The sequence below is a fragment of the Microcystis sp. M144S2 genome (genome assembly GCF_020246065.1).
GTDB classification, from domain to species: domain Bacteria; phylum Cyanobacteriota; class Cyanobacteriia; order Cyanobacteriales; family Microcystaceae; genus Microcystis; species Microcystis ichthyoblabe_A.
In genome coordinates this window covers 1-22,819 of record NZ_JADBTR010000028.1, presented here as the reverse complement: position 1 = coordinate 22,819, position 22,819 = coordinate 1, and the positions used below count along the sequence as shown (strand labels likewise).

At 44.3% G+C, this 22,819-nt stretch carries 23 protein-coding genes, 1 tRNA gene and 4 pseudogenes; 19 read left to right on the top strand and 9 right to left on the bottom strand.

Annotated features, from left to right (window positions below):
- Positions 1 to 425 precede the first annotated feature (425 nt).
- Positions 426 to 2,105, bottom strand: a complete 1,680-nt coding sequence (locus IM462_RS03835; protein ID WP_287702608.1) for a DUF3352 domain-containing protein — start codon at positions 2,103 to 2,105, stop codon at positions 426 to 428.
- Positions 2,106 to 2,221: 116 nt separating this feature from the next.
- Complete coding sequence (gene petJ / locus IM462_RS03830) at positions 2,222 to 2,542, bottom strand: cytochrome c6 PetJ (protein ID WP_002796336.1); 321 nt, start codon at positions 2,540 to 2,542, stop codon at positions 2,222 to 2,224.
- A gap of 192 nt (positions 2,543 to 2,734) precedes the next feature.
- Here petJ and petE point away from each other — a divergent pair, with 192 nt between their 5' ends.
- The 15 genes and pseudogenes from petE (at position 2,735) to IM462_RS03755 (ending at position 12,238) form a co-directional block, all read left to right on the top strand.
- The gene (gene petE / locus IM462_RS03825; RefSeq protein ID WP_287702606.1) at positions 2,735 to 3,112 is read left to right on the top strand and encodes a plastocyanin; all 378 of its coding nucleotides are present in this window, start codon (positions 2,735 to 2,737) and stop codon (positions 3,110 to 3,112) included.
- A 285-nt stretch (positions 3,113 to 3,397) separates the two neighbouring features.
- The gene (locus tag IM462_RS03820; protein ID WP_287702604.1) at positions 3,398 to 5,125 is read left to right on the top strand and encodes a succinate dehydrogenase/fumarate reductase flavoprotein subunit; all 1,728 of its coding nucleotides are present in this window, start codon (positions 3,398 to 3,400) and stop codon (positions 5,123 to 5,125) included.
- Positions 5,126 to 5,208: 83 nt separating this feature from the next.
- Positions 5,209 to 5,282, top strand: a tRNA-Met gene (locus IM462_RS03815).
- A gap of 204 nt (positions 5,283 to 5,486) precedes the next feature.
- Positions 5,487 to 6,131 carry a DUF3782 domain-containing protein gene (locus IM462_RS03810; RefSeq protein WP_287702602.1) on the top strand — a complete coding sequence of 215 codons (645 nt, stop codon included), beginning with the start codon at positions 5,487 to 5,489 and terminating at the stop codon, positions 6,129 to 6,131.
- A 154-nt stretch (positions 6,132 to 6,285) separates the two neighbouring features.
- The gene (locus IM462_RS03805) at positions 6,286 to 6,732 is read left to right on the top strand and encodes a hypothetical protein (protein WP_287702600.1); all 447 of its coding nucleotides are present in this window, start codon (positions 6,286 to 6,288) and stop codon (positions 6,730 to 6,732) included.
- Positions 6,733 to 6,771: 39 nt separating this feature from the next.
- Positions 6,772 to 8,838, top strand: a pseudogene (locus IM462_RS03800) (tetratricopeptide repeat protein); the annotation flags it as partial.
- Between the two features lie 81 nt (positions 8,839 to 8,919).
- Positions 8,920 to 9,153, top strand: a complete 234-nt coding sequence (locus IM462_RS03795; RefSeq protein WP_002800859.1) for a hypothetical protein — start codon at positions 8,920 to 8,922, stop codon at positions 9,151 to 9,153.
- Between the two features lie 6 nt (positions 9,154 to 9,159).
- A complete protein-coding gene (locus IM462_RS03790; protein WP_052275388.1) occupies positions 9,160 to 9,417 on the top strand; it encodes a type II toxin-antitoxin system RelE family toxin in 258 nt (85 codons plus the stop codon).
- Positions 9,404 to 9,628 (top strand): hypothetical protein, encoded by a 225-nt coding sequence (locus IM462_RS03785; protein WP_287702596.1) that lies wholly within the window; start codon positions 9,404 to 9,406, stop codon positions 9,626 to 9,628. The genes IM462_RS03790 and IM462_RS03785 overlap by 14 nt, the downstream gene beginning before the upstream one ends.
- Positions 9,629 to 9,664: 36 nt before the next feature.
- Positions 9,665 to 10,084, top strand: a pseudogene (locus IM462_RS03780) (XisH family protein).
- Positions 10,072 to 10,410, top strand: a complete 339-nt coding sequence (locus IM462_RS03775; RefSeq protein ID WP_002732833.1) for a XisI protein — start codon at positions 10,072 to 10,074, stop codon at positions 10,408 to 10,410. The pseudogene IM462_RS03780 and the gene IM462_RS03775 overlap by 13 nt, the downstream one beginning before the upstream one ends.
- A 97-nt stretch (positions 10,411 to 10,507) precedes the next feature.
- A complete protein-coding gene (locus tag IM462_RS03770) occupies positions 10,508 to 10,726 on the top strand; it encodes a DUF2283 domain-containing protein (protein WP_002734335.1) in 219 nt (72 codons plus the stop codon).
- A 108-nt stretch (positions 10,727 to 10,834) separates the two neighbouring features.
- Positions 10,835 to 11,137, top strand: a complete 303-nt coding sequence (locus tag IM462_RS03765) for a DUF433 domain-containing protein (RefSeq protein WP_002795644.1) — start codon at positions 10,835 to 10,837, stop codon at positions 11,135 to 11,137.
- Positions 11,138 to 11,473, top strand: a complete 336-nt coding sequence (locus tag IM462_RS03760) for a DUF5615 family PIN-like protein (protein WP_147069098.1) — start codon at positions 11,138 to 11,140, stop codon at positions 11,471 to 11,473.
- Positions 11,474 to 11,848: 375 nt separating this feature from the next.
- Positions 11,849 to 12,238 (top strand): annotated as a pseudogene (locus IM462_RS03755) (type II toxin-antitoxin system HicB family antitoxin).
- Between the two features lie 67 nt (positions 12,239 to 12,305).
- Here the strand turns inward: IM462_RS03755 and IM462_RS03750 are convergent.
- The 5 genes from IM462_RS03750 to bchM form a co-directional block, all read right to left on the bottom strand.
- Entirely contained in the window at positions 12,306 to 12,653 is a 348-nt protein-coding gene (locus tag IM462_RS03750) for a carbon dioxide-concentrating mechanism protein CcmK (protein ID WP_002733188.1), read from the bottom strand.
- Positions 12,654 to 12,757: 104 nt separating this feature from the next.
- Positions 12,758 to 13,066: a carbon dioxide-concentrating mechanism protein CcmK gene (locus tag IM462_RS03745; protein ID WP_002782143.1), complete on the bottom strand. Its 309-nt coding sequence runs from the start codon at positions 13,064 to 13,066 to the stop codon at positions 12,758 to 12,760.
- Positions 13,067 to 13,117: 51 nt separating this feature from the next.
- Positions 13,118 to 13,612 (bottom strand): peptide-methionine (S)-S-oxide reductase MsrA, encoded by a 495-nt coding sequence (msrA, locus tag IM462_RS03740; RefSeq protein WP_287702593.1) that lies wholly within the window; start codon positions 13,610 to 13,612, stop codon positions 13,118 to 13,120.
- Entirely contained in the window at positions 13,605 to 14,372 is a 768-nt protein-coding gene (panB, locus tag IM462_RS03735; protein ID WP_287702591.1) for a 3-methyl-2-oxobutanoate hydroxymethyltransferase, read from the bottom strand. Before panB ends, msrA begins: the two co-directional genes overlap by 8 nt.
- Positions 14,373 to 14,375: 3 nt before the next feature.
- The gene (bchM, locus tag IM462_RS03730; RefSeq protein ID WP_287702589.1) at positions 14,376 to 15,068 is read right to left on the bottom strand and encodes a magnesium protoporphyrin IX methyltransferase; all 693 of its coding nucleotides are present in this window, start codon (positions 15,066 to 15,068) and stop codon (positions 14,376 to 14,378) included.
- Positions 15,069 to 15,684: 616 nt separating this feature from the next.
- Between bchM and IM462_RS03725 the strand changes: the two genes are divergently transcribed.
- The 4 genes from IM462_RS03725 to IM462_RS03710 all read left to right on the top strand — a co-directional run bounded on the left by IM462_RS03725 (position 15,685) and on the right by IM462_RS03710 (position 19,300).
- Entirely contained in the window at positions 15,685 to 16,965 is a 1,281-nt protein-coding gene (locus tag IM462_RS03725) for a S8 family serine peptidase (RefSeq protein WP_287702587.1), read from the top strand.
- A gap of 165 nt (positions 16,966 to 17,130) precedes the next feature.
- Positions 17,131 to 17,343, top strand: a complete 213-nt coding sequence (locus tag IM462_RS03720; RefSeq protein ID WP_149107051.1) for a ketohydroxyglutarate aldolase — start codon at positions 17,131 to 17,133, stop codon at positions 17,341 to 17,343.
- Between the two features lie 303 nt (positions 17,344 to 17,646).
- Positions 17,647 to 19,068: a pyruvate kinase gene (pyk, locus tag IM462_RS03715; RefSeq protein WP_287702584.1), complete on the top strand. Its 1,422-nt coding sequence runs from the start codon at positions 17,647 to 17,649 to the stop codon at positions 19,066 to 19,068.
- Between the two features lie 79 nt (positions 19,069 to 19,147).
- Positions 19,148 to 19,300 carry a histidine phosphatase family protein gene (locus tag IM462_RS03710; protein WP_287702582.1) on the top strand — a complete coding sequence of 51 codons (153 nt, stop codon included), beginning with the start codon at positions 19,148 to 19,150 and terminating at the stop codon, positions 19,298 to 19,300.
- Positions 19,301 to 19,542: 242 nt separating this feature from the next.
- Here IM462_RS03710 and clpB read toward each other — a convergent pair whose 3' ends face one another.
- Positions 19,543 to 22,161, bottom strand: a complete 2,619-nt coding sequence (clpB, locus tag IM462_RS03705) for an ATP-dependent chaperone ClpB (protein ID WP_287702580.1) — start codon at positions 22,159 to 22,161, stop codon at positions 19,543 to 19,545.
- 425 nt (positions 22,162 to 22,586) lie between these two features.
- A pseudogene (locus IM462_RS03700) lies at positions 22,587 to 22,819 on the bottom strand (transposase); the annotation flags it as partial.

The following is a 22,819-nucleotide window of genomic DNA, read 5'->3' as shown; positions in this document are numbered from 1 at the left end:
TAAAAAAGGTTTTTGGGCTAAAAAAGCCTAAAAATATTATCCAACAAGGTTTTTAGATTTATTCAGCAACCCCTACTTAATTCATAGGCTGCTTTTTTGGGAATATACAGAATAGGCTTTTTTTGTCTAAAAAGCACTAGGTTGGGTCAAGCAATAATAACTTTTGTCTGTCAAATATTAGCGACGCTTGAGGGAAACCCAACCACACCAATGTCGTCAAGAATGTTGGGTTTTGCTCAAACCATTGAATCGAGCAGTTTTCTCCTAATTATTAAATCGCTCAACCAAACCTACAAGCTTCTATCTGATAACTGATAAGTACCTAAGCAAAATTAATTACACATATTTAACCACCTCTTGCCTCCTGCCTTTTGCCTATCTTCACTAGGAAATTAATTTTGCACGACTACTTAACTGATAACTGATTAAGACTTCACTCCCAGATTAAAGAAAATCGTTCCCCGACGCACAGAATTTTCGCTACCTTGGCTGCTAATAGTAAGAGAACGCAGATTATTAAATAAAGGCTTAATCGACAATTCTAACACCCGCACGATCGGGAATTTTGCCTCGATTACCGGTTGCAATTGTCGCCAATCGACGTAAAAATAACCATCATTTTCTGCGGGTAGAGCAGTAATTGCCTGTCGAAACTTACCACTGCTTAAGATGGGGTTTTTCTGTGCAGATAAAGCTAAACCCATCGCTTCCACAGAACTAGCGATAATTTCATAATTATCGACTCTAGTATGCACTCCCGTCACGATCGTTTCTAGTTGCGCTTTTCCCCCCGGGACCGCCGTGGTTAACTTTGTCCAAGCTGTCACCGTTCGATCGAGTAAAGGCAGATTAACCACATTATAGCCGCGACTGCGGGCCAACTCATCCAAATGCTCGATCGCACTGTCCACCTCTACCCCCATCACCCGTTCCCCTAGAAAAACACTATCGGGTTCCATCCCCTTTGAACTAGGCACGAGAGCGAGGCTATATTCGCCTCTAACCCAGCTAAAAACGTCTTCAGGCAAATTTAAACCTAAAGGCGACTGGAAGCGGTTTAAGACCTGTGTTATTAATTCCTGTAGGGGACTATCTGCTTCTAACCCCTCCTCTACCTGAGTCCAAAAACGATTTAAATCCCGACTAGCGGCGACTAAAAGGCTATTTTCGCCGATAAAAGATAATGCTCCCACGGGACTAGATAAAATTGGTGCTTGGTCATCCTGTCCTAAGACTCCAATTAAGGCGGTTTGGGCGACTATTCCCCCGGATTTGAGGGTAAAAGCCGTGGCTAATCGTTGTTTTGCTTCGGGACTCTCCGGGACGGGTTGATTCGCAATCCAAGCCGATAACGGAGGTAAATTGCCGTAAACTATAGCTATACGCGGTTCGGTGATATTTTTGAGGGCTTCTCGGTAATCAGGGCTATTTTTTAGGTTTAAATCCGGTACTTGCACGTTATTAAGGGCCTCGCGCAAAACCTTGATATTATTGGCAAAAAGCACCGTATCACCCACCACGGCACTAGCGAGAAAACGATTATTATCTCCTGCGGTCAAGGGACGTTGATAAATCAGGTTAACTCCCTTGTAGAGTTCAAAAACAAGGTCAAATTTGCCCGAAACCGCCTGTTTTGAGTAGGAAGCTTGCAGAAATTCCTTAGCGCGTTCACCATCTTTACTTTGAATTGCCAAAAGATAACCCGGTTGGATACCATTATCGGTATCGCGATCGAAATCTAGGGAAGTAACAGCGAGGGTAATTTCCTCCCCTAACCAAGGTTTGATTTCCTTTTGATAATTTAATCCCGTTTTACCGAGCAGACTTTTTTCTAAATCCTTAATTTCTTGGTGCGAACGTCGTCGATTAGCCGGTGTAGCGATTAATTGACCAAAAGACTCTAAACGTTCGGGATTGACCAGCAAGGATACCATAACCGGGGCCTGTTTCGGCACAAAAATCGCCGCCATCGGTTCCCGCAGCACCCCACCTTTGAGCAAAGACAGAGGACTATCGGCGAGAATCCAAGCAAAACTGGCTGTAGCGACTACTAGGAGAATGATTACCGTCGCACCTAAAAGATAGAAAAACGATCGCAATTTCACAACCTTGTCCCGAGATGAACCATTAGCTATTTTAAGCCAGCAAATGACCCAAGAATTTCGATCGCTACAATTCTTACCAGACTGACAACGGATAACTCGCCACCGATAACTAATTTTTACCAGCCTTTTTCCGCTTGAGCGAGGACATAGTTAGCTACAGTTTCGATATCTTCAGCGCTGAGACGACCACCGAAAGCAGGCATCGCCCCCATACCTTTGGTAACTTGGGTAACGATAGCTTCAACGGAATCTTTGCCGTATTTAACTAAATCTTCTTTTTTCAGGGTTTTAGCGGCATTAACCACGTTTTTACCGCCCATGTGGCAGGAAGCGCAGTTAGCACTGAAAATCGAAGCCCCATCAGCTAAAGCCGGACGAGCCATACCGAAAGTAACCACAGCCAAGAGTAAGCACAGGGAAATTAATAGTCTTTTCACGATTGGTTCTCCTCTATTTCTTAAGAAATTCCCCAACCATGGTCAGAAAAAACCGGTTTTCTTGTCAAAAGACAAGCTGTCAAACTTGGTGTAGAATTAATTCATGGGACAGTTAAAAGCAAACTTTTACTTTTTTGTCAAAAGACAGGCTGTCAAACTTGTCATCTTCCCTCGTGTAAAGGATTAACAAGCATGAAAAAATTAGGTTTATTGTTCGCTACCGTGGCGCTAGTCGTCTCTAGCTTCTTCTTCAACACTGCCTCCGCTGCTGCGGAAACCTTCACGGTTAAGATGGGCGGTGATGCAGGTACACTACAATTTGATCCCCCCGCCCTCACTATTAAAGCAGGAGATACGGTGAAATGGGTCAATAACAAACTTTCTCCCCATAACATAGTTTTCGATAGCACCAAGGTTCCCGAAGCCCAGGCTGCTAAATTATCCCATAAAGGTCTGGCTTTTTCCGCCGGTGAGTCCTTTGAAAGCACTTTCAGCGAACCGGGTACTTACACCTACTACTGCGAACCCCATCGCGGTGCTGGTATGGTCGGAACGATTACCGTTGAGTAATTATCCGATTTTAGCCAAAAATAACTCGCGGTTAACTGCCGCGGGTTGTTTTTTTGGGGTGTGGGGTGTGGGGTGTGGGGTGTGGGGTGTGGGCTTCGGCCGTGAGCTCAGCCGAACGGGTGTGGGGTGTGGGGTGTGGGGTGTGGGGTGTGGGGTGTGGGGAGAACAAAGATGCCTTTTGTCTTTTGTCTTTTGACTCCTGAAATATAAAGTCTCGGTTACAAAACTGACTTCTGAGTAATTCTCACCCCACCATAGAAACAGAAGCCCGTAGGAAAATCAGCCATGAAAGAACACGATGTCGTTATAGTGGGCGGTGGGTTAGCAGGATGCCGCGCCGCCTTAGAAATCAAACGCCTCAACCCGACTATCGATGTTGCTGTCGTTGCCAAAACCCACCCAATTCGTTCCCACTCCGTCGCTGCCCAGGGAGGTATCGCCGCCGCTCTGCAAAACGTTGACCCCAAAGATAATCCCAAGGCCCACGCCTACGATACCGTCAAAGGTTCCGATTTTCTGGCTGACCAGGATGCGGTGGATATCCTCACCCAAGAAGCCCCCGAAGTTATCATCGAATTGGAACATCTAGGCGTGTTATTCTCCCGTCTCGAAGATGGACGCATTGCCCAAAGAGCCTTTGGCGGTCACAGCCATAACCGTGCCTGTTACGCCGCCGATAAAACCGGTCACGCCATGCTGCACGAATTAGTCAGCAATTTACACCGTAATCAGGTAAAAATCTACGATGAATGGTATGTTTTACGCCTTATCCTCGAAGAAGGTACGGCCAAAGGGGTGGTTATGTACCAAATCGCCACCGGACAGTTAGAAATCCTTCGGGCAAAAGCAATTATGTTCGGGACGGGGGGCTATGGTCGCGTTTATAACACCACCTCCAACGATTTCGCCTGTACGGGGGACGGTTTAGCATTATCGGCCAAAGCGGGTATTCCCCTAGAAGACATGGAATTTGTCCAATTTCACCCCACTGGACTCTATCCCGTCGGTGTTTTAATCTCGGAAGCGGTCCGGGGTGAAGGTGCTTATTTAATCAATAGCGAAGGTCGTCGTTTTATGGAAGACTACGCCCCCTCGCGCATGGAATTGGCACCCCGGGACATCACTTCCCGGGCCATTACCCTAGAAATTCGCGCCGGCCGGGGGGTAAATCTGGACGGTAGCGCCGGGGGTCCCTTTGTCTATCTGGATTTACGCCATTTAGGCCGGGAAAAAATTATGAGTCGCATTCCCTTTTGTTGGGAGGAGGCCCACCGTCTCGTCGGTGTCGATGCGGTAGAGGAACCGATGCCTGTACGTCCTACAGTTCACTATTGTATGGGCGGCATTCCCGTTAATACCGATGGTCGCGTTCGCTTAAGTGCCGATACCCTCAGCGAAGGCTTTTTCTCCGCCGGGGAATGTTCCTGTGTCTCCGTCCACGGGGCCAATCGTTTGGGCAGTAATTCCCTGTTAGAATGTGTGGTCTATGGGAGAAGAACTGGCAAATCGATCGCTAAATACGTCGAAAAACGCGCTTTTCCCGTCTTTAATCCCGATATTTACCTTCAGGATGCTAAAGAGGAAATCACCGCTTTATTGACCAAAAAAGGCACGATTCGCATCGGTCAACTACGTCAGCAATTCCAAGACTGTATGACCCAACATTGCGGCGTTTTTCGCACCGAAGCGACCATGCGCGAGGGAATTAAACAAATCGGCGAATTAAAGCGCCAATACGAGCAGATTTACCTCGATGATAGGGGGGATTGCTGGAATACGGAACTAATCGAGGCCTGGGAATTACAAAGTCTCATGGTGGTGGGGGAAATTATCCTCACCTCTGCCCTCAATCGTCAAGAAAGCCGAGGGGCCCACTCCCGCGAAGATTTTCCCCAACGGGATGACCAAAATTTCCTTCAGCATACCCTCGCCTATTATTCCCCCTCCGGCATCGATATCGACTATATGCCCGTGGTAATTCAGGATTTCACCCCCGTGGAACGTAAGTATTAACCTCTGGTCGGACGGTAAATGTAAAGGAATATTACAAACTCCTTGGCATTTACCGAGATTTAGTTCTATACTAGATAAAGCAACGCGGGATAGAGCAGTCTGGTAGCTCGTCGGGCTCATAACCCGAAGGTCAGTGGTTCAAATCCGCTTCCCGCCATTACTAATAAAGCCAGTTGTAAATAGATCGGAACGTGATAGGCTTCAAACAGTGCCAGAAATTTATCACATAAAGCCATTAAACGGGAATCTAGATCAGAAGCGATCGGTTTATTAATATCGGGGCTAAATTCCCGATAAACTGGCACATTCGGCCGAGTTGCTAGAATAGGATCGGCTTTGCTCAAATAGACAAGAACACGCCATGTCAGAAGCTATTACGATCGCCGATATTTACAAACTGTTTGAAAGAACCGAGGCTCAATTTGCCGAGTTCCAAAAAGAAGCCGAGCGCCGCAATGTTGAAGCCGAACGCCGCAATGCCGAGGCTGAACAACGAAATGCTGAGGCTGATCGCCGCAGTGCTGAAGCCGATCGCACGATGGAAGAATTGAAAAAGCTGGTACGAGCCACCACCGAAGCCGTCAATAACTTAACTACCCCTTTGCGTCTTTTTATAGAAGAAATGGTAGAGCCGGCGGTTGTGCAGTTATTTCAAGAACGGGGGATTGATGTCACCCAAACCATGAGTCGTTTAAAAAGTAAACGTCCCGGGGCAGCGATGGAAATTGATATTCTGGCGGTGAATGGCAGTGAGTTAGTGGCGGTGGAGTGTAAATCTCGACTCTCGAAGGATGATGTAGATGACTTTCTTGATCGATTACAGCGATTTAAGTTAGCCTTTCCCCAATTTCGAGACTTTCAGGTTTATGGTGCAGTAGCGGGGATTGAAATCGATCAGGGGATAGATAGTTATGCTTATCGGCGCGGTTTATTTGTGATTAAGCAATCAGGAGAAACGGTTAAAATCATCAACGATGTTCAGTTTCAGCCTGTGGGTTTTGCTTAACTAACAATGGGCGTATTAAAATTAGTTATTCCTTTGGAATCGAGAACAATCAAATAAATGCGATCACCGATTCATTGATACGGCGGTTTAAGCAAACGTTATTCTTTTTTGGGAAAAACTGTATCATTAGAAAAAAATCAAGAGGTTTTTGTTGATGGAACCACTCTTAGTGACTTTGATAACTTGGGCCACGAATATTGCTCCCTTGGCTGGTGCTGCTATTGCCACAGGTTTTTTAGGCAAGACTGGGGAAAATCTTAACGATTCCTTGTTGGCGACACTGCAACGCAAATTTCCTACCTCGCCAACCTTAAAGTTATTAACCGCAGGCAAAGCACCTGAAGTTGAGCAAGCCGTCATTGACTTGGAACCTGTATTAGCTGATTCGGAAGTTACAGAATTATTAACGGAAATGCGGGCGTTGATGAGCAGTAACCAGGTATTAGCCGCTAAGTTAGCCGCAACGGAAAAACAGATTCGCAATACTCAAATTAACAAGGATCAATCCCAGGGTTATCAATTCAACAAAAATGTTGAAGCTAAATTTTTGGGGGGAAACCATAACCATTACTATCCCAGTGACAATAACAAAGAGCATTAGCTGGAGTCGTCTGGTAGGGAACAGACAAAGTTAGCCCCAACGCAATCAGCAACCCTAAATACCACACCTCCGCCAGTAGATGAATGGCAGGGACGACAGGATGAAATCAAGGAACTACAAACCGCCCTCAGCAATGACAAAGTACACTTAATCGGGATAACCGCCGCAGGAGGCTATGGGAAATCGGCTTTAGCGGTGAAGTTCAAAGAGAAGTTAAACCCTCATTGGCGGGTGTTATGGGTTAGTTTTAGGGAGCGTTATTCAGTAGCGCAATTTGGCCGCTGGTTATTAGAAAATTTGGAGCAACCCTACGATGAAAAATGGAACGATGAGACGTTAATTCAGCAGATGATACGGGGACTGAGTATCTCACCTTGTCTGTTGATTCTCGACAACTTAGAAACAGTAGTTCAGACGGCGGGAGATTCAGTTTATAGGCAATTTTTGAGCCGTTGGTTGGGGTCGGGAAACCAGAGTAAAATCCTGATTACCAGTCGGGAACAGCCGAGTTTTGTAGCCAATTTAACGCGGCGTTGTCATTGGTTGCGCCTGGGGGGATTAGCAGAAGCGGACGCAATCGAGTTGGTGAGGGTGGATTACGGTTTGACAGGAACTAATCAAGAATTAGCCGAATTTGTCCACAAGATGGGACGACATCCTCTCTTAATGCAACTGGTTTGTAGTTGGATGAGTGATGAATTTGGCGAAGGGGTTTCTGTCACCGAGTCGCAAAATTTAGGCTTAAATATGTTTGATGTGGAAGGTTATCACCGCGACACGGAAACCTGTGTCAGAGAAGTGATTACCGCCAGTTTAGCGCGATTATCGAAAGAGTTTAGGGAGAGTTTAACGCGGTTGTCGGTACTGCGGGAGAATTTTGATGACAGGTTAGCCCAGGGGTTAATTCCAGAAATAACTGACAAAAATTTACGACATTTTGCTCGTTTATCTTTATTACAAGAATTTCCCCCCGAATACAATGTAAAACCGCGACAGTTTCAGTTTTTGCCTTTAATTTCCATGGTGGTGCAAGATCAAGCAAATCCTGAAATATTGCGATCTGCCCATCAATTAGCCTTAAATTATTATTTAGCTCATTTACCTGTCCCTCCCTGGGAATCCTTGGAAGATTTGAAGGAATATTTAGAGGCGTTTCACCATGCAGGGGAATTGGGAGAATGGCAGTTAGCTTACGATATTTTGAATGAGGATCGAGGAGGAGAAGAGAAAGATAAATCGGTTAATAGTTTTTTAGATTTACAAGGATTTTATCGTAAGCAAGCAGAACTTTATGAGCAAATTATTGCAGGGAGTCAACGGGAACAAGTTTGTTATCGTAACTCGTTAAGTTATTTGGGAAGTTGTTATCGTTCCTTGGGACAGTACGAAAAAGCGATCGCATTCAACCAGCAATGTCTCGACATCAGTAAGGAAATGGAAGATTGGCAAGGGGTGGCAATTTCTTTAGGCAATCTGGGATTTTGTTATAAGTCGTTAGGGAAGTATGACAAGGCGATCGCCTATCACCAGCAATATCACGACATCAGTGAAGAAATCGGCGATCGGCGAGGGGTGGCAATTTCTTTAGGCAATATGGGTAGTTGTTATTACTCGTTAGGGCAGTATGAAAAGGCGATCGCCCTCAACCAGAAAGATCACAACATCAGTAAGGAAATCAGTAATCGGCAGGGGGTGGCAAGGTCTTTAGGCAATCTGGGAGTTTGTTATGACTCGTTAGGGGAGCATGAAAAGGCGATCTCCCACTTCCAGCAATTTCACGACATCAGTGACGAAATTGGCGATCGGCGAGGGGTGGCATTTTCTTTATATAACATGGGTGAAGCATTGATTAAACTAGAACAATACAGCGAAGCAGAAAGCAAAATTCAAGCATCCTTAGTTATTTCCCAAGAGATTAATTTTAAATATTTAACCGCCCATAATTTAAGAGTTCTTGCCGAAATCTTCCACAAAACTAATCGCCCTGAACTTGCCCTCAGCCATTGCCAAGAAGCGCTTGAATTATGCCAAGAATTGGGGATTCCGTTGGTTAAAGACTGTGAGGAATTGTTAGGGCAAATTCAGGCTACATTAGAAGGAGATTAGAAATCCTTGATCACCTATACCAACCATGAAAATTAAAGCAATTCTCAAAATTTAACTCTTTATCCAAATAGGAGAAATTTCATGAGTACCACCATCAATCTTAAAATTACGTTTGAATCTCTAACTGAAGCGATTAAATCCCTTGACTTAACGCAAAAACAACAATTATTAGAAATACTAGAACAACAAATTTTTCAAGCAGAAGAAACTTCCTATCAAGACGACGAGGAAACCTTAGCAGAACTTCAACAAGTTCGGGATGAATATCAATCAGGCGACTATGTGACCCTTGAACAATACTTGAGCAAGGATTAAATCACAATGGATTATAGTATTAAAATCTCTAAATCTGTACAAAAACAGATTGATGACTTACCTAATCCCATCAAAAGTCGTATTCTTGAAAAAATCAAAGATTTATCAATAGAACCGCGTCCCTCTGGTGTAGTTAAATTAAAAAATTCTGATTATGAATACCGTTTGCGTGTTGGTGACTATCGAGTTCGCTATGAAATTGATGACCCAAAACAGGCAATACTCATCTTGCAATGTAAACATCGAAGAGATGTCTATCGCTAATAATTTAGAAACATTGCGCTACTTCAAATCCAAATTGGTGTTTCTCGCCGAAATCGCCCACAAAACCAATCGCCCTGAACTTGCCCTCAGCTATTGCCAAGAAGCGCTTGAATTATGCCAAGAATTGGGGATTACCTTGGTTAAAGATTGTGAGGAATTGTTAGGGCAAATTCAGGGAAACTTAGGAGATTCAGACAATAACTTAAAGTAAACCTGAGAAAATTTCAGTTTTTATCTATAAAAAACAATGCCTGCCAAAGATATTTTCCATGACTGTGTAAAACACGCCCTAATCAAAGACGGCTGGACAATTACCCATGACCCCCTACGGATTCTTTTAGCAAGAGGTAAAAACCTGTTTGTTGATTTGGGAGCAGAAAGACTATTAGCCGCAGAAAAGGGAACAGAAAAAATAGCCGTTGAAATTAAGAGCTTTACTCGTCCCTCTGATATGAAAGACCTTGAATAAGCAGTTGGTTAATTTGTCGTTTATACCCATCTTTTAAGGCGTTATTATCCCGAATATAAACTATTTTTGGCTGTTAGCGAAAACACCTGCAAAACAGTATTTGAAGAAGAAGCAGGTCAAACCTTAATTGAAGATGGTATTATTCAGTTATTTAGTTTTGATCCCAACCAGGAGGTAATTGTACGATGGCTTCCTTAATTGCCCAATATCGGCAAATTATTGAAAAAACATTCCAAGATTATGCCGACTTCCTCGACACTGATCACCAAATCCAAATCGAATTAGTCCTAGATCAAACCCGCGATCGCTATTTATTGGTTGAAACAGGTTGGCAAAATGGTTATCGAATCTACGGAACCCTATTACATATTGATATTATTGATCAAAAAATTTGGATTCAACACGACGGAACTGAGGATGGTATTGCCGATGAATTAGTAGCTGCGGGAATCCCTCAAAACCAGATTATTTTAGCCTTTAAATCCCCTGAAATTAGACCCTATACAGGCTTCGCTGTCGCTTAACGTTCAAATATGATGGACAATTCTCAAAACCGCAATCACCCACCAAATGAATCACTATTAGAAGAAGATTAGAAACTCTTGATAACCCAAGTCAGCCATGAAAATCACCTACTTTCAAGATACGGATACTCTATACCTAGAGTTCAATAACAATCCCATTGTCGAGACTCAAGAAATCAATGAAAATACCTTGGTCGATCTTGATCAGCAGGGGAATATTTGTGCAATCACCTTGGAACACGCCAAAAGCTTAACGGATCTGAATGCTTTTTCCCTCGAAACTATTGTCGCGCCTCAATTAGCTTCAAGTTTATAAGAGTTGTCATAATAAAATTATTCTATAAACCTTGACGTGATATAATATATATGACATTTGGGCGCAGATTCCTTGTGACCCTATAATCGGACAAATTCGTTATTATCAATGACAACAACTTTAATCAATCACATTGAAATTACCCCAGAAACTTGTGGCGGTAAACCGCGCATCGCAGGTCATCGCATCAAAGTCCAAGATGTCGTTATTTGGCACGAACGCCTGGGAATGTCACCCGATGAAATTGTTTATCATTATCCCAGCATTACTTTAGCTGATGTTTACGCGGCCCTTTCTTACTATCACGATCACCTTGAAGAAATTAGACAACAAATCACAGATGATGATACCTTTGCCAAGGAAATGCAAGCTAAAACACCTTCTCTAGTCCAAGAAAAACTAAAAAAATGAATGGGCAATAAAATTAAATTTCACCTTGATGAAAATGTAAGCTATAACATTGCTCTTGGATTGCGCCAGCGAGGCCTTGATGTTACTACCACTCCAGAAGAAAATTTATTGGGGGTATCTGATGAAGTACAATTGCAATTTGCTTTATCCAATGGTCGCGTGATTTTTACTCAAGATACTGATTTTTTAAGAATCAATCAATCATCTATAACTCATGCAGGAATTGCTTACTGTCCCCAACAAAGTAAATCTATTGGTCAAATAATTCGAGGACTACTCTTAATCTGGGAAATTCTTGAACCCGAAGAAATGTATAATCACATAGAGTTTATATAGAACCGCATGAAAAAGTGAATTAGTATTTGGCAGATCGATAAAAATAATCAAAAAGCTAATTTTGTTACTCTTTACTACGATAAAATTAAGGAGTATGAATAATGCAAACCGTCCAACTTTTTCAACAAGTCAAATTATGTAGAGATGTCCCCGACACTATTTTTTAAAAAGGTGATCAGGGAACAATTATTGAATATTTACCTCCTAATGAACAACAACCAGAAGCAGGTTATCTCCTAGAAATGTTTGACAATAACGAAACCCTTGACGTGATAGCCGTTCCCATTTCTTGGATAACTTCTATTAACTAACGATTAGCAAAAATTCAGGCTATATTAGAAGAAGATTAGAAACTCTTGATAACCCAAGTCAGCTATGAAAATTAAAGCGATTATTCATCCTGCCGAAGAAGGCGGTTATTGGGCAGAAGTTCCAGCCCTTCCAGGTTGAATCACGGAAGGTGATAGCCTAGAAGAAGTCACCCATAACTTAAAAGATGCGATCAAAGGATGGTTAGCTGTTGCCAATGAATCCTATGAAATTAAAAGCTTTATCGGAACATCGGAAGTCGAAGACTTAAAAAATGCGCTGGGCCAATATGTTCTTTATGAAAAAATCATCAAACGTCAACAAATAGAGGCCGAAGTTTCCCAACTCAAAGACTTGAAAGAAAGGGCAACGGCTCAAATATGGGCTTTGATAGTCACTGTTATGGGTGCAACTGTTGCAGCAACTATCAAATTTGGTTTTCTGACTAAAACTTAAATCATCATTAAAAACTAAGTTGGAACTAGACAAGTTCCAACCAGTAACAAAAAATTGACCTTGAATATTAACGACGGATTGGTGCCATCGCACCGTCGGCAGCAGCACGAAAAGGTTCCACTGCCTCGCTATAATCGATCGGTAAAATAGCCACCACGTTATCGTGAGGACGGGGAATAATTACCCAGGTTTCTAAAGCTGCCCCCTCGGTTTTATTGACGGCTTCAATGCCGGCAGCCATAGCGGTTTTTACCTCCTGTACATCCCCACGAATATTGAGGGTAAAACGGGCGCTTCCTGCCCTTAAATAACCAACAATCGTGATCCGTCCTGCTTTTACCATCGCATCGGCGGCCGCTAGAATACCGGGGAAACCTTTGGTCTCGATCGATCCCACCGCGGGTTGGGCTGTCATAAATTAACTCCTAATAACAAAAATCAGATAAGTTCAATTGATAGAATCCAATCTATTTTCCAGTCTTTAACTATAGTCTAGTTTGGGGCCAATCGCTAGGGAAATTAACTGCGAAAACGGTCTGACTTAGCCGTATGCTGCACTGGTAAAACCGCCAGTACATTTTCTGGAGGATTCGGTACGATGTAATGACTGACCACATTGCCACCAAAAGCGGTCATCGCTGCCGCTAATCCTGCCTCTACTGCCGGTTTAACCTCGGAAATCGGACCGCGAATCGCCACCAAAAATTCGCCCCTTTCCGCTAGATCGAAATAAACTAGGGTGACTCGTCCCCCTTTAACCATGGCATCCGCCGCCGCTAAAACGGGGGGAAAACCCAACGTTTGAATGACTCCGACCGCCTCGGGCATTTTTCCTGATCTCCTGCGAAAGCAACTTTACATTATACCCCGAACCTGTCTTTATATTTTCTTCTGCAAATCCCCGATCGATCGAGCCTGTTTTTTCTCGAAATACTGTTGATGGGACTGATCGGCCAGATAATAATCTCCTGCGGGTTCGATCAAAGTAACGATATCTTGCTGAAACTTTGCCGATAGTTGTAGTTGACGCTTGGAAGCAGTGGCGATTAACTTTTGTTCCGGGGTGTGATAAAAAATAATCGATCGATATTGTTCTCCCCGGTCTGGTTCTTGGCGATTTAACTGAGTCGGATCATGGATTGACCAAAAAACAGCTAATAACGCCTCATAGCTTATTTCTTGGGGATTATAGGCAATTTGTGCCACTTCCGCATGACCAGTAATTCGCGATAACACATCGAGATAACTAGGATTGGGAAAATGTCCCCCCATATAACCCACAGAAGTGGCTAAAACCCCCGATAAACGCCGAAATGCGTCCTCGGTTTTCCAAAAACAGCCGGCCCCAAAGGTAGCTTTTTCGCCGTTATTCATTTCTCCTCACATCCTTGGCAAATTCTACAACTGCTTTTGTAATTGTTTCGCTTAAATTAGCATAAACTTTGGCAAAAGGGGGAGCTTTTTCGGTTAATCCTAGGATATCCGCCGTTACCAACACCTGACCATCACAATCTTCCCCCGCACCGATACCAATCGTCGGGATAGTCAATTTATCGGTAATAGTAGCGGCTAAATTGGCGGGAATATGTTCCAAAACCAGGGCAAATACTCCCGCTTTCTCCAAGGCTAAAGCTTCCTCGATTAATCTTTGTGCATCCGATGGAGTTTTTCCCTGCTGACGGTATCCTAACCGATGCACCGACTGGGGAGTTAATCCGATATGACCCATAACAGGGATGCCTATCTCGGTTAAACGGCTAATAGTCTCGACCATAGCGGGATAACCTCCCTCTAATTTTACCCCTTGTACTCCCGCTTCCTTTAACATCCTTCCGGCGGAGTGAATTGCCTGACCGACACTTTCCTGATAGCTGAGAAAAGGCAAATCACAGACAACTAAAGCTTGTTTTACCCCGCGAGACACGGCCGCCGCGTGGTGAATCATCGCCTCGAGGGTGATCGGTAAAGTGGTAGGATAGCCCAAAGCGGTCATAGCTAAGGAATCACCCACCAAGATAATATCAATTCCTGCTCGATCGAGCAGTCGCGCGATCGGATAATCCCAAGCTGTGAGGGTGACAATCGCGCGTTTTTGCTGTTTCCACTCGATTAATTTGCTGGTGGTGACTGCCATTATTTATTCACTGCGGACAGCTTCGAGGATACGGGAAAAATAGAAACGAGTGCTAGTCATACTCGTCCGTTCGATTTTAAAGCCATTTGCGTTGAGAGCGGCGATAATAGTTTTTTCCTTGTGTTGATAAGCGCGAGTGGTTTTACTCGGACCGGGGAAAAATTGACCAATTTTCTTGAGAATGGTTAATAAACAGGTTTTAGGGGCAAAACTGAGGATTAAACGGGATTGAGCTAGGGATCCCAGGTGTTTAATCATGCCTAAGGCTTCTTCTGTGGGATAGTGAATAAGAACATCCAGACAGATGACCGTGTGATATTGGCCGGTTAATGCTTCTAAATCTTGAACGGCAAAGGTGAGTTTACTGGTATCTGCTAACTCTTTGGCTGCTCTTTCCTTGGCTTCTGTCACCATTTTCTCAGAAATATCACTGGCGAAAATAGTTGCGCCCGCTTTAGCGAGGGGAATACTAAGACTACCGACTCCACAACCAGCATCACAGATTGAGAGTTCGGGCAAATTGTCATCACTTTCTAACCAACCGATAACGGTATCGATCGTCTGTTGATGACCGATGCGAATATCTTTTTGTACTTTGTTAACTTCGCCATCCCCATAAATCCGGCGCCAGCGATCGAATCCTGTGGCATTAAAATAGTCCTTGACTATGGCTTTATCGTCTAATGTGTTGGTCATAACGAAATCTAAAGGAGTGGTCTCTGAGCTACGCCGAAGAGCGGAGATGGTTATTAGTTTATCCTACCGTGAAAGCCAGTTTTCCGACTGAATCATTCAGGGTTGCCGTTAGAACATGAGTATTATTTTGTTCCCCCGTGCTGCCAAGCATTGTCAAAGATTTGTAAATTTTTTGACCAAAATCCTTGAGGTAATGTTAGGCTGATCGCAGAAAGAAAACCATAGCTTAATAAAGATCGGATATAAGGTGAGGGTTTTAAACTTATATGATCGGTTTGAGGCTAAATACATAAAAAAATTGATTGAGATTCCCTAACCTAGTTCCGTTGTTTCCCAGAACCCGAATTACTAGAAAAAATTTAACACCAGTAGGGTTAGAGTCCAGAAACAACGGCACTTAGAGACCGAAGTGAACTTAGGAAAATGGTTTCCCAAACCGTGAACATTTTGAGGGTGGGTAATTAACTGACTCATCTCTTGCCGAACCATCCTGAACAATTAAAGGATGGTTAGACCAGTGGTTGATGATTGAAAAATCTTCGATAAAAAGGCTGGTGGTTAAGCCATTTTTCTGTGATTGTATTAGCAAAATATCCATTTTTTGGAGGTATTTTTTATGTCTGGACAAGCGAGTTTTCCTATCCCCAGTACCGCCTCAAATGAAGAAACCACGGGGCGATATATTGTTACTTTCCAAGATGGAGCAACCCCGGAAGGAATCGCCGCCCTGCGAGATGTGGCGGGGATATCTGCCTTGCCCGATGCCCGGGACTTTGCCGATTCGGCCATGGACAGTTCAGAACTAGATGCGGCGGGAGGGGGAACCTTTCCGACTTTGGGGGTGGCAGTGGTTTCCCTGGATGACTTAGCCTTGAGCGGTGTCATGAACATAGCGGGGGAAAGTTCGGCAATTTTAGCGATCGAACCCGAACGAATTTACTATGCGATCGAGGAGGGTTTATCCTCGGAATACCTCAAGGGTTATCGCGATGCCGTCAATCATCTTTATGAACAGTCCAAGGCTAAAAAAGAGCCGGGAGATAAGGATCTCGCAGCCCTAGCCTTTCTCGATGATGCCCAATCCACTTGGGGATTAAAAGCCACGAAAGTAATCAATTCCCGTGGTCGCACTGGTCGCGGCATTAATGTGGCTGTATTAGATACGGGTATGGATTTGAAGCATCCCGACTTTTTTGGGCGATCGATCCAAAGTAAGTCTTTTGTACCGGGAGAAGCGGTGCAGGATGGTCAAGGTCACGGCACTCACTGTATCGGCACCGCTTGCGGATTTAAAGATGTCAACGGTCGCCGCTATGGGGTCGCCTACGAAGCCACCATTTATGCGGGCAAAGTTCTCAGTAATGCTGGCAGTGGCTCCCAAAGTTGGATTCTCGCCGGCATGGAATGGGCGATCGCCAGTCGCTGTGCGGTGATTTCTATGTCCTTGGGCAATACAGTTCCAACTCCTTCCACTGCCTACGAAACTATCGGTCGTCGCGCTCTGCAAAATGGTTGTTTGATTATCGCGGCGGCCGGCAATCACCGGCCTGGTACTGTGGGTCAACCGGCTAATAGTCCCTCAATTATGGCTGTGGCAGCGATCAATAGTAATCTGCGATTAGCCTCTTTCTCCTGTGGTTCCGGTACTGCCCAAGGTGCTAACGTAGATATCGCCGGCCCCGGGGTGGCGATCTATTCTTCTGTACCGATGCCCCGACGTTACGACGTTTTTAACGGCACCAGCATGGCTACCCCCCATGTGGCTGGAATTGCAGCCCTCCACGCTCAAGCTTCGGGGGTGCGCGGGGCGCAACTATGGCAGTTACTCACCTCGAAAGCCTTGCGACTGTCTATTCCCACCGTTGATGTGGGTAGTGGACTGGTCCAAGCGCCTTAGCAGTCAGTATTCAGGAATTAGGAGTCAGGAGATTATTTTTATTTATTCTCTCCCGTCTCCCCTCTCCCTTCTCCCCCATCTCCCTACTTCCCCACTTCCCTGCTCACCATCTCCCCTGCTCTCCCTTCTCGACTCCTGCTCATCTTTTTACTTTCATTAATAGCCATGGAACAGATTATCGTGACGATCGATGAACAGCATTTAGCCGATATTCAGACAGTGGCCAATAATTTACAATCCCTGGGCATGACAGTAGATAATATATTATCGGTTTCTGGCATTATTACCGGTTCGGCCTCTCGATCGCTGATCCCTTCTTTAAAGGCAGTCCAGGGAGTTCTCGATGTGGAGGAAGATAAGGAAATGCGGGCTATATAAGCTGTTGACGATCTGAATTACTCGTTAAGACTCCAGGGGAGCGCTGGAGCTTTTTTCAGTGTTGCCAAAGGCACGGCGTAGCCGTCCAGTAAACAGTAATCAGTGAAAGGAAAGCTCCCAACTTGCCACTTAATAGTATTGAAAACTCAAATCTGATCACTGATCACTGACTCCTGACGGTGAAGCAGTGGACCGGGAGCGATTGCAAGTCTGTGGAAAAGCTTAATTTGTTTTTCGCTTCACCGTTAGTTAACCTAAAGTGAATATCATGTAATCGTCCCAAGATCGATTAGTAAGGGTTCCATGTCAATTATTACCCATAGAACTAAGATCGTAGCCACGATCGGCCCTGCCAGTAATTCGCCAGAAGTCCTCAAGCAGATGATCGGTGCGGGGATGAATGTAGCGCGGCTAAACTTTTCCCACGGTAGCTACGAAGATCATGCGAGAGTTGTTAGCCTTTTACGGCAAATTTCTCAAGAATTAGACAATCCTATCACTCTCCTGCAAGATTTACAAGGACCGAAAATTCGCGTCGGTAATCTCCCCAATGGTTCCATTACCATCAACGACGGCGATTATCTCACCCTTGTACCCATGGATGAGTATCGGGGAGAAACGAACACCGTTTCGATCGATTATCCCTATCTGGCCGAGGAAGCACAGCTAGGTGAGCAAATTCTCCTCGATGATGGCTTATTAGAGCTAAAAATCGTTGAAATTAACGGAAAAGACCTAAAATGTCAAGTGTTGGAGGGAGGAATTCTCAAGAGTCGCAAGGGAGTTAATCTACCCCGTCTCAATTTGCGCTTACCTTCCATGACCGAAAAAGACAAACAAGACCTAGAATTTGGTCTTTCTCAGGGGGTTGATTGGGTTTCCCTCAGTTTTGTTCGTAAAGGAGAAGATATCAAGGCGATTAAGGCATTTTTAGCCGAGAGAAATCATGGGGATGTGCCAGTGATGGCTAAAATTGAAAAACCGCAAGCGATCGAAAATTTAGAGTCAATTATCGAGGAATGTGACGGCATTATGGTGGCCCGGGGCGATTTGGGGGTAGAATTAAGTCCCGAAAAAGTCCCCATGTTGCAAAAACGCATTATCAGACTCTGCAACATGAAAACTATTCCCGTCATCACTGCCACCCAGATGTTAGAAAGCATGATTCACAATCCCCGACCGACTCGGGCCGAGGCCAGTGATGTGGCTAATGCAATTATCGATGGAACCGATGCGGTGATGTTATCGGGGGAATCAGCAGTGGGAGATTTTCCCGTCAAAGCGGTGGCTATGTTGGCCAAAATCGCCCATGATGTGGAAGCGGATGTGAAGTTTGATAATGCTCCCCCCAATCAGTCCGATGAAACTCACGCTCTCAGTGAGGCTTTAGTGGCGATCGATCAAACCCTTGATCTCCGTTATATTGTCACTTTTACCACCTCTGGCTACACTTCGCTACTGGCTTCTAAGGAACGTCCCTCGGTTCCCGTCATTGCCATGACTCCCAATAAACGAGTCTATCACCGTCTCAATCTAGTCTGGGGTGTGATCCCGATTCTTCTCGATCATCAGGTGTCCGTCTTTGAGGATGTGTTAAAGCAAACGGAATCAATTCTGCTTCAGAAAAATCTAGCGCAATCGGGCGATAAAATCTTGATTATGGCGGGAATTCCCATGCAGAAAACTAAAGGCACCAATTTCCTCAAAATTCACACGATTTCGTAGGTTCTAGGAGTCGGTCGTCAGTATTCTCCGAGTCGGTCTCCTCCCCACTTCCCCACTTCCCCATTCGCCAAGAAAACCCATGTCAAAACTTGTCTTAATTCGTCACGGCCAAAGTCTTTGGAATGCGGCCAATAAATTCACTGCATGGGTCGATGTTCCCTTGAGGGAACGCGGTAGGGCTGAAGCCATGATCGCTGCCTGTAAACTGAAAGAGGCCAATATCACGATCTAGGGTTTGCTGAAAAAGTCCCCAGGGGGAATTTAGGAGCCACACAGTTGGCAAAATGGTAGTTTCGTGGCTTAGTTTCTCAATTTCATCTGGCGAGCGCTTTGCGTTCGCCTCCGGAAAGTGCAAGGTTTTAAAGTCCCTCGGATCGATTTCTCAACGTTTGTCTCTGGGACTTTTTTGACTAAAAAAGTCCCAAAACCATTTTCTAGTAAGGCTTCCAATAAGATTCAGCCAACCCTACTTAATTAAGCAGTTACTACCGGGGAAGCTAACCGTTTAAAGGTCAATCTTTCATCGGCCACATCGACAAAAATCGTGTCTCCCCCTTTAAATTCGCCGCGCAGAATTGCCTTAGCGATCGGAGTTTCCACATATCTTTGTACTGCCCGTTTTAGGGGTCGCGCACCGTACACTGGATCGTAACCAATTTCTGCTAGATAATCGAGGGCAATATCGGCAAGTTTCAGGGCTAATTTTTGTTCCATCAAGCGATCGCTGAGATTGGCTGTCTGTAGTTTGACAATCGATCGCAGTTGCGCTTTTTGTAAACTATGGAAAATGATCGTTTCATCGATACGATTGAGGAATTCGGGACGGAAACTATTCCGCATTGCTTCCATCACTCGTGCCTGCATTTCCTCGTAACGAGACTCATCACCGGCCACGTCTAAAATGTATTGAGAACCGATATTACTGGTCATAATAATGATGGTATTTTTGAAATCAACCAGATGACCTTGAGAGTCGGTTAAGCGCCCATCGTCAAGGATTTGTAACATAACGTTAAAAACGTCGGGATGGGCTTTTTCAATCTCATCAAAAAGGATGACAGAGTAGGGACGACGCCGGATTGCCTCGGTTAATTGTCCCCCTTCATCGTAGCCGACGTATCCCGGAGGCGCACCCATGAGACGGGAAACGCTGTGTTTTTCCATGTATTCCGACATATCGATGCGAACTAGGGCCTCTTCCGTGTCAAAGAGATTGCGTGCTAAAGCTTTCGCCAATTCTGTCTTACCAACCCCTGTCGGACCGAGGAAAATAAAGCTGGCCGTGGGACGGTTGGGATCTGATAAACCAGCGCGGGAACGTTGAATCGCTTCGGCCACGGCTGTGACCGCTTCTTCTTGACCGATGACACTTTCGTGTAATTCCTCTTCCAGATTGAGGAGTTTTTCTTTTTCCGATTCGATTAATTTATTGAGAGGAATTCCCGTCCATTTCGAGATAATTTCGGCGATATCTGATTCGAGAACTTCTTCCCTTAATAAACTTTTACCGGTGGTTTGTTTGTCGGCCAATTGGGTTTCTAGGGCGGACATTTGCCGCTGCAGATCGGTTAATTTTCCGAACTTTAATTCGGCGGCCCGATTATAATCATAATCTCGTTCAGCCTGTTGAATTTCTAGATTAACTTGTTCGATCGCTTCTTTAACCCCACGAACTTTATCGATAATCTCTTTTTCCCCTTGCCATTGGGCATTTAATCCCGATTGTTCTTCCTTGAGGTTAGCCAGTTCTTTTTCTAACTTTTCTAACCGTTCTCGCGAAGCTGGATCGTATTCCCGTTGTAGGGAAAGTTTTTCCATTTCTAACTGGAGAATTTTGCGATCAATTTCATCGAGTTCTTCCGGTTTAGAGGTGATTTCCATCTTCAATTTTGCCGCCGCTTCATCAACTAAATCAATGGCCTTATCGGGCAAAAAGCGATCGCTAATATAACGATTAGAAAGCAGTGCCGCCGCCACTAAAGCATTATCGGCAATTTTCACCCCATGATGCACCTCATAACGTTCTTTAAGACCTCGAAGAATCGAAATAGTATCAACCACATTTGGTTCATCTACTAAAACCTCTTGGAAGCGTCTTTCTAACGCCGCATCTTTTTCGATATATTTGCGGTACTCATCGAGGGTAGTGGCCCCAATACAACGCAATTCACCCCGGGCTAACATTGGTTTTAATAAATTGCCCGCATCCATTGCCCCTTGAGTGGCTCCCGCACCGACAACGGTATGAATTTCATCAATAAACATGATAATATTGCCTTGGGAATCGGTGACTTCCTTGAGGACAGCTTTTAATCTTTCCTCAAACTCCCCGCGATATTTTGCTCCCGCAATTAAGCCGCCTAAATCGAGAGAAATGAGAGTCCGATCTAACAGAGATTCTGGCACATCACGGTTAATAATCCGCTGGGCTAATCCTTCGACAATGGCGGTTTTTCCTACTCCCGGTTCCCCGATTAAAACTGGGTTATTTTTAGTCCGACGCGAGAGAATCTGAATCGTGCGACGGATTTCGTCATCCCGTCCGATTACGGGGTCTAATTTACCTTCCCGCGCCAATTGGGTGAGATCCCGTCCGTATTTTTCTAGGGCCTCGTATTTGCCTTCTGGATTCTGATCGGTCACTTTTTGACTACCTCTGACTTGTTGAATAATTTCTTTGAGTTTGTTTTCGGTAAGTCCGAATTCTTGAAAAATATTTTTACCGAAGCGATCATCTTTAGCATAACCTAAAATTAAATGCTCGATCGAGATAAAGTCATCTCCAAATTCTCGACGATAATTTTCCGCTCGATCGAGTAAACTATCTAAACTACGACCTAAATAAATCGAGTCGCCGGGGTTAGAGATTTTCGGTTGACGACGGATAAAATCATCGGTTCGATCCCGCAAACGGGCTAGACTAATATTAGCTTTACTAAAGACACTGCCCGCTAATCCCTCCTGTTCGAGAAGGGCTTTCATTAGATGTTCGCTTTCGATTTGTTGCTGGCTGTTCTGTTTGGCAATGTCTGGCGTTTTGACGATTGCCTCCCAAGCTTTTTCAGTAAATTGTTGTGGATTGGTTGGCTGCATTTTCTATAAGAGATTACTTTTATACTCTAGAGATTATTCTAGATTGACTGGTTTGTTGGCTCCTAGGGGCTTACCGTACCTAGTTAAGGGGGATTTCCCCTCAATGGTGCGATTTAAGCGGCTAAAGTTGCGTCTGGGAAATTTTAGTACAAATGTTCAAACTCTCAACCAAGCTAAAATCTTAATTATTGAAGATGTCCACTGATTACTAGAGTTCTTGCATAATTAATTTTCGAGAGTTCATACTAAATCCGGTTATTAAAGACTGATTATTTATTCCCCCTTTTGCATGAGTGCCTTTTGCATGAGTGCCTGTCCTCATAAGTAGCCTATACTCAACGGATTTAGTATAACTAGCCTAGACATTAGTAGCTTTGAATCGGCGATAACCTGTGTGCGCTGGTATAGTTATCGCCAGTTGGATTCCGAAAATTTTTACAGAAACGGTAGCATCTCCTTACCAGAGTTTTTAATGATAGCCAAATTGCTTCAATCGGATTTTCTTCAGGAGCATAATGAGCAAATAAATGACAGGTTATTTTCCAGTTTTCTGGGGCTAAACCTTCATTTACTTCAGCTAAAAAACCTTGTATTAATTCCCCTCTATGATAGGAAGCTACATCCCAAAAGATAATAATTCTTTTACCTGGATTTATCT